Annotated in this window: 7 protein-coding genes; 4 read left to right on the plus strand and 3 right to left on the minus strand. The window is 69.7% G+C overall.

The window, feature by feature from the left end; all coding sequences use genetic code 11:
* The first annotated feature begins 45 nt into the window (after positions 1–45).
* Together KGQ19_RS46380 and KGQ19_RS46385 are read left to right on the plus strand one after the other, a co-directional pair.
* The gene (locus KGQ19_RS46380; protein WP_307856722.1) at positions 46–1,461 is read left to right on the plus strand and encodes an N-acyl-D-amino-acid deacylase family protein; all 1,416 of its coding nucleotides are present in this window, start codon (positions 46–48) and stop codon (positions 1,459–1,461) included.
* On the plus strand, positions 1,458–2,258 hold the full coding sequence (locus KGQ19_RS46385; protein ID WP_230420491.1) for a serine hydrolase: 801 nt from the start codon (positions 1,458–1,460) through the stop codon (positions 2,256–2,258). The genes KGQ19_RS46380 and KGQ19_RS46385 overlap by 4 nt, the downstream gene beginning before the upstream one ends.
* 107 nt (positions 2,259–2,365) lie before the next feature.
* On the opposite strand, the gene KGQ19_RS46390 is transcribed toward KGQ19_RS46385, so the two are convergent.
* The 3 genes from KGQ19_RS46390 to KGQ19_RS46400 form a co-directional block, all read right to left on the minus strand.
* The gene (locus KGQ19_RS46390) at positions 2,366–3,190 is read right to left on the minus strand and encodes a hypothetical protein (RefSeq protein ID WP_212021647.1); all 825 of its coding nucleotides are present in this window, start codon (positions 3,188–3,190) and stop codon (positions 2,366–2,368) included.
* Entirely contained in the window at positions 3,187–3,729 is a 543-nt protein-coding gene (locus KGQ19_RS46395) for a SigE family RNA polymerase sigma factor (RefSeq protein WP_307856721.1), read from the minus strand. Before KGQ19_RS46395 ends, KGQ19_RS46390 begins: the two co-directional genes overlap by 4 nt.
* Before the next feature lie 99 nt (positions 3,730–3,828).
* A complete protein-coding gene (locus KGQ19_RS46400) occupies positions 3,829–4,740 on the minus strand; it encodes a LysR family transcriptional regulator (RefSeq protein ID WP_212021649.1) in 912 nt (303 codons plus the stop codon).
* 273 nt (positions 4,741–5,013) lie between these two features.
* Between KGQ19_RS46400 and KGQ19_RS46405 the strand changes: the two genes are divergently transcribed.
* A complete protein-coding gene (locus tag KGQ19_RS46405; protein ID WP_212021651.1) occupies positions 5,014–6,246 on the plus strand; it encodes a metallopeptidase domain-containing protein in 1,233 nt (410 codons plus the stop codon).
* 169 nt (positions 6,247–6,415) lie between these two features.
* On the plus strand, positions 6,416–6,973 hold the full coding sequence (locus KGQ19_RS46410) for a GNAT family N-acetyltransferase (RefSeq protein WP_212021653.1): 558 nt from the start codon (positions 6,416–6,418) through the stop codon (positions 6,971–6,973).
* Positions 6,974–7,031 lie beyond the last annotated feature (58 nt).

A 7,031-nucleotide genomic window follows, 5' to 3' on the forward strand; every position in this document is an offset into this window, starting at 1 on the left:
GGAAGTGGCGCTTCCGCCACGGAGGTTGTAGACGTCTCGGGGCTGGTGGTCGCACCAGGGTTCATCGATGCGCATACGCACTCCGATACCGCTGCTATAGACGCTGTAGACGCTGTAGACGGCGCGGAGGGGCGGCTTGATACGGCTCAGGTGTTCGCCTCGGTGGTCCAGGGGGTGACGACTGAGATCGCGGGGAACTGCGGGCACAGCGTCTTTCCCGGGCGGTATTCAGGGTTGGCTGCGTTGGGCCGGGTCCACAGCGCTATAGGGCGGGTTAACCATCTCGCGTCTCTTATAGGGCACGGCACTGTGCGCGCCGCCGTAGTCGGATATTCGGCGCGCGCCGCGAGTGCTTCGGAGATCACTCGGATGGCGGCAGTGGTGGATGAGGCTCTCGCGGCCGGGGCAGTGGGCTTCTCTACAGGGCTCATCTATACGCCGGGCTCTTATGCGGACACTGCGGAGGTCACTGCGTTAGCGCGGGTAGCCGCACGTCATGGGAAGCCTTATGTGACGCATCTGCGCGATGAGATGGCCGGGGTGGAGGGGGCTCTGGAGGAGGCGATCGCTATTGCGCGGAACAGCGGTGCGGCGCTACACGTGTCGCATCACAAGACCGCTGGGAAGTTCGCGTGGGGACGGACCGAGGTGACGTTGGCGCGGTTGGCGGGGCTTCGGGATGCGGGGATGGATGTGACGTGCGACGTCTATCCGTATACGGCCGGCAGTACGGGGTTGGGTGCGATGCTGCCGCCGTGGGCCCATGACGGCGGTCCGGCGCGGCTGCTGGCGCGGCTGCGCGAAGCCGGTCAGCGCGACCTGCTGCGCAAGGCGATCGCCGAAGGCGTGCCCGGCTGGGAGAACACGGTCGGGAACGGCGGCTGGGACCGTATCGTGGTCGCCGGGGCGCCACGGCACGCCGGGTATCAGGGACGGACGATCGCGGACCTGGCCGGGGCGGCCGGCGTGGACGCGCTCGACCTGGTCGCGGAACTGTTGCTGGCCGAGGACGGCGATGTGACGATCATCAGCCACTCGATGCGTGAGGACGACGTGCGGCGCGTCCTGGCGGCCCCGTTCGCGATGATCGGCTCGGACGGCGTGCCGAAGCCGGGGCTGCCGCACCCGAGGTGGGCGGGCAGCTTCGCGCGGGTGCTGGGGCACTACGCGCGGGAAGAGGGGCTGTTCGGGCTACCGGAGGCGGTGCGCAAGATGACGGGTGCGCCGGCCGCACGTTTCGGGCTGACGGATCGCGGAGTGCTGCGCGACGGGGCACACGCGGACCTGGTGGTGTTCGACGCGGCGCGGATCTCGGACCGCGCCACGTTCGCGGAGCCGCTGCTGCCGCCGACCGGTGTGCGGCTGGTGGTGGTCGGCGGCGCGGTGGTGGTGCGGGACGGGACGGTGTTGCGGGACAGAGTAGCCACGGGGGCGGGGCCGGGGCGGGTGTTGGCTTGTTGAGCGGCGCTGACTTGCCCGACGCGCGAGACCTCCCGGACGTCCAAAGCCTCCCCGGAACCCTCGCGTTCTGCGTCCCCGGCGCCGGCGAGCATCGCGCGGATGAGGTACTGCCGTTGGCCAGCGTCGGGAAACTCCTGCTGCTCGCCTCGGTGGCGCAGGGTTTCGTGACCGGCACGCTGGATCCCGAGGAGCGCCTGACCCTCCTTGATCAGGACTACAGCGCGGGTTCGGGCCTGCTCCTCAAGCTCTCGGCGCGCGAGTGGACGCTGCTCGACTTGGCGCGGCTCACGGCGGCGGTCAGTGACAACACAGCGACCAACGCCTTGTTGCGTCGGGTCGGATTGGAGCGGGTGTCGGCGGGTGCTGCGGCGCTCGGGCTGGTGCACACACGGATTTTGGACTTCATCCGGGAGCCCCGGTTGCCGGAGCACCCACCGACGTTCGCGGTGGGGACGGCTCGCGAGTTGGCGGCGCTCGTCGGCGGCGTGGCCGGCGAGCGCACGTGGGGGGCGTTGGTGATGGAGTGGATGGCCGGTTGCCTGGATCGGAGCATGGTGCCCGCCGCGATTCCCCACGATCCCGAGGACTCGAGCGTGCCCGAGGTGCCCGTCGCCGGCTTGTGGGTGGCCAACAAGACCGGCACGGATGTGGGGACGCGGTGCGATGTCGGGGTGGTGCGCGGCGCCCGGCAGGTCTGCTACGCCGTACTGACGCGCTGCGCCCTCGGGTACGAGTTCGAGATGGTGCGGGGGATGCGCGAGATCGGGGCCGTGGTGGGGCGGATCGCGACGGCCTAGTGGGCGAACAGCCAATACCAAGCAGTCAATACCAAGCAGCTAATACCGAGTAGCGAGTACCGAACAGCCAGTACCGAGCAGCCAGGAAACCCGTCGGCCAGTCCGCGCTACCCGCGGGTGAACTGGACCGACGTGATGGAGTCGCCGAAACGCTGACCGTCGTCGTGCCCGCAGTGGATCACGTCGTCCGGGTTCGGGACCGGCGGCAGCGCGCCGGTGAACCAGATGAGGACGAGCTGCGTCTTGACCGGCTTGGCGGGGGTGAGCACCGCGGTCGATCCGACATCGGTGGCGCTCGCGACCTTGGTGAACCCCGCGGGCGGCTGGCCGGGACGGATGGCGGGCGGCCCGCCTACCGTGGAATCGTCGGCCGTCCACATCTCCAGGCTCGCGCCCGGGGTCCCGACGTTCACCGTCACGCTGCCGATCGACGTCGCGCCGCCGAGGTCGAAGACCACGCCAGTGTCTTTAGCCATGCTGTCGTGGGTCGCGTACTTCCCGCAATACTGGTCGGTCGTCCAGGCGCCGGTCCCGGACAACAACTGGTTGACCGTGCCCTTGCCCTCAGTGCCGTTGTCGGAGTCGTAGACGGATACGCCGACCGGCGTGACGCGGTTCGACGTCGTCGGCGCCGTAGGGGCCTGGGACACCGGCGTGGACGTGGTGTGGGTAGCGGCCGGGCTCTTGCCCGCACCGCCGCCCCCGCCATGCATCGTCACCGCCGCGGCGACCAGCGCGACCGAGAGCACGCCCGCCACCACCCCGCCCTCCGACAGCCGGTGCCGGCGCTGCGCGCGCCGCAGCCGCGCCGGGTCCACCCGCACCGGGCCGATGTGCGCGGTGGCCTGGGTCATCACGGCGTGCAGTCGTTCCCCGTCACGCCCGAACTCGTCGTCTCCCGCTTCCGGCTTTCCCGGAAAGCCCTCGCTCATCGCTCACTCCTCACTGCTTCCGCGGTCATCAGTTCTCGAAGACGTTCCAGTCCGCGCGCGGCCTGGGACTTGACGTTTCCCGTGCTGCACCGCAGCAGGTCGGCCACCTCCTGCACGCTCAGCTCCTCCCAGTAGCGGAGCACGACGATGGTGCGCATCCCGTGCGGCAGCTCATCGAGCGCCCGCAGCAGGCTGTCGCGCAGCGTGACGCCGTCCGCGTGGTCGGTGGCGTGGCCCGCGGGGGCGGCGACCAGGGCCGAGGCGTCGGGGCCGAGCGGCAGGGTCACCGTCGGCAGCCGTTTGGCCGAGCGCCACACGGCGTGTGCGTCGTTGACCACGATCCGCCGGACGTACGCCTCCGGTGTGTCCATCCGGCGCACCCGCGACCAGCGCGGGAAGGCCTTCTCCAGCGCCGATTGGACCAGGTCCTCGGCCGCTTCATGGTTGCCCACCAGGAGGTAGGCGGTGCGCATCAAGGACTGCGAGCGGGCTGCGACGAATTCCTCGAAGCCCCGCAGCCGTTCATTGTCGTGGCCCACCCTGGTCCCGCTCCCCTCGTCTGGCCGGTGTCACTTTCTCAAGTGCGGGACGGGGCTTTCGGTTGCACGCGGCGCGGAGAACGTGTGTCTGGCAGAGGCTCAGTGTCCGGCGCGCAGGTTCGCCGCCGTGGAGGCCAGATAGGCGAGGAACGACGCCAGTACGGGGTTCGGATTGGTCGGCCGCGAAGCGACCCCGATCTTCCGATACAGCCGCGGCCCGGAGATCCGCGTGGTCTCCACGCCGCTGGTGTCGCTGATCCCCAGGCTCGGTATCAGCGCGATGCCGAGCCCGGCCCGCACCAGACCGGTGATGACCTCGTAGTGGTCGCTGCGGCAGCGGATGTTGGGGACGAATCCCTCCAGTGCACAGGCCCGCTCCAAGACCGACAGCACCGGGGACCCGGTGCCGAAACTGGTGATCCACTGCTCGCCGGCGAGTTCGTCGAGCCGGACTTGCCCCCGGCGTCCGGCGGGGTGGCCGGTCGGCACCACCAGCAGCTGCGGGTCGTTGAACAGCTCGCGGACCTCGACACCCTCCGGCGGCGCCCAGGGATCCAGCGCGTGTTCGAACATCACCAGGACGTCGATCTCGCCCTGCTGGACAGCCGGCGCCAGCTCATGCGGCTGCCCCTCGACCAAGTCCAGTTCCACGGCCGGGTAGCGGTGCGCGAAACGGGACAGGGCCTGCGGGACCAGGCGCCGGCCGGCCGAGGCGAAGTAGCCGATGCACAGGTGCCCGGTGTCGGCACGGGAGTGCGCCATCAGGTCCTTCTCGGCGGCATCGAGCAGGGCCAGGATCTCCTGACCGCGCAGCGAGAGGCGACGGCCGGCGGCGGTGAGGCGCAGGCTCTGGGCGCCGCGCTCGACCAGGCTGACGCCCGCTTCCTTCTCCAGCTGCGACAGCTGGTGCGACACCGCCGACGGCGACAGCTTCAGCTCACGTGCCGCTCCCGCGATGGATCCCGACCGATGGATTTCGGCCAGGATGCGGAGGCGGTGCGTATTGAGCATGCGGGCAGGCTATCCCTTACCCGCGCGTCGCCGCTTCTGGTGTTTTGGGAACGGTCGCGGGGCTGTCAGCAGGGCGGTAGCGGGGTGGCGGCGCGAGTTCGGCGGCGGTCGGGTTCGGCGGTCGGGTTCGGCGGTCGGCCTATTCCCGGCCCTTTCCCGGTCCGTTCCCTCCTTTGGCGGATCAACGTTCGCCAGGAGGAGCAGCCGGGGTGTGCATCCGCTCCCGGCGGGCAGGTGTGGTCCGCGTCACTGGCTCCAGACGGAAGGACCCGCATGCCCACGCTCCCCCGCCGCTCCCGCTCCCGGCGAGCGGTCCACCGAGCCGGGCTGGCGTGCGCGGTGGCGCTGGTGTCCGCACTCGTACCGCTGCTCGCCGGCGGCCCCGTCCAAGCCGACCCGATCCCGGCGAGCCACCGCGACCCGAGCGCCCAGTGCGCGCTGCCGAACCCCACCGGCTGGACCGACGAGGGCCACGCCACCGACTACACCACGCAGTTCCAGCAGCCACAGGGCACGAAGAAGGCCGCGATGCTGTTCGTGGACTTCCCCGACGCCCCGGCCATGGACTCCACGGACGACTACTACAACTTCCTGGCCCCGGCCCACGGCCTGATGACGCAGTTCTCCGCCGGAGCCGTGGATCTGCAGATCACGCCGGTCAAGCACTGGCTGCACATGCCGCAGGACTCGACGACGTACGGCTTCGTGCGCGGGATCACCTGGCCGCAGCAGGCGCTCTACGTCAAACAGGCCGGGGAACTCGCGGCACAGTACGTCGACCTGTCGAAGTTCGACATGGTGTACATCGTGCCGCCGAAGAACGCGACGGCGATCACCTTCTCCCCCGCCTACGTCTTCGACCCGAAGCAGCCGAACCTGGTGGTGAACGGCAAGGAGATGAGGTGGGGCGTCACCCTCGGGCAGGACATGTACGTCTGGGGCCCGAAGGTGCTGGTGCACGAGACCGGCCACACGTTCGGACTACCCGACCTCTACTCCTTCACCGACCAGGACGCGCACCACTGGGTCGGCGGATTCGACGTGATGGGGAACATCATCGGCGACGCGCCGCACCACTTCGGCTGGGAGGACTGGAAGATCGGGTGGCTGGCCGACTCCCAGGTGGCGTGCCTGAACGAACCGGGGTCGCTCTCGGTGCGGCTGAAGGAGGTGGAGTCGCTGGGCGGGACGAAGATCGCGGTGGTGCGGACCGGTCCCACGACGGCGTACGTAGCGGAGTCGCGCAAGCCTTACGGCGTCGATAAGGGGATCTGCAAGAGCGGGGTCGTGGTCTACGCGGTGGATTCCTCGATCGCCAGCGGGGACGGCCCGATCCGGGTGCAGAACTCCTCCCCCGACGCGCCGACGACCAGCGCCTGCGGCGAGGCGGTCGACTGGGGCGCCTACGAGCCCGGGCAGACGTTCGAGGACGACACTGACGGGGTGACGATCAAGGTGGACGCGTCGTCGTCGAGCGGGGACGTGGTGACCGTCACCAAATCTTGATCGGGAGCGGCACCGGTAGCCTGACGTAAGGGGGACAAGGCCGGTACAGTCCTTAAGAGGCCAGCGCCGGCCGCATCACCGCCGCGCCATGCCCTGCCACGCCGCGCCGACCCCGCCACGCCGATCCCCTTGGCCGATCCCGCTTGGCCGCCCCGCTTCGAGGAGTGCCGTGTTCGCGATAGAGATCAGTGACGACGCCGAACTACGCCCCCTGGAAGTCTGGCAAGTCGACGAGTTCTTCGCGCACATCCAGCGCGCCCGCAAGCAAGTGGACCGATGGATCCGCTTCGCAGCCGGCGCCAGCGACCTGAACGGCGCCCGCGACACCCTGCAGCGCTACGCCGACCGCCAGGCCGCCGACACCGGACGCCTGTTCGGCATCTGGCACCAGCACGTCCTCGTCGGCGGCTGCATGTACCCGCACTTCGACGCCCAGTCCGGCAACTGCGAGATCGGCGTCTGGACCGAACCGGCCGGCCAGGGACACGGCTTCGTCACCACCGCCGTGCGGATCCTGCTGGACCACGCCCTGATCGAGCGCGGGCTCGCACGTGCTGAGTGGCACTGCGATCCGCGGAACGAGCGCAGCGCGGCGGTCGCGAAGCGGGTGGGGATGACGGCTGAGGGGATTCTGCGGTCGAGCTATCTGCACAATGGGGAGCGGCAGGATATGCAGGTGTGGGCGATTTTGCAGGATGAGTGGGCTGCGATTCGGGATGAGTGGTAGGGGCGGGGGCTGGGCTGCGCTGCGCTGGATGAGATGGGCTGGCTGGGCTGGGGTGGGC

Origin of the sequence: Catenulispora pinistramenti (assembly GCF_018274385.1) — a bacterium.
Classification (GTDB): Bacteria; Actinomycetota; Actinomycetes; order Streptomycetales; family Catenulisporaceae; genus Catenulispora; species Catenulispora pinistramenti.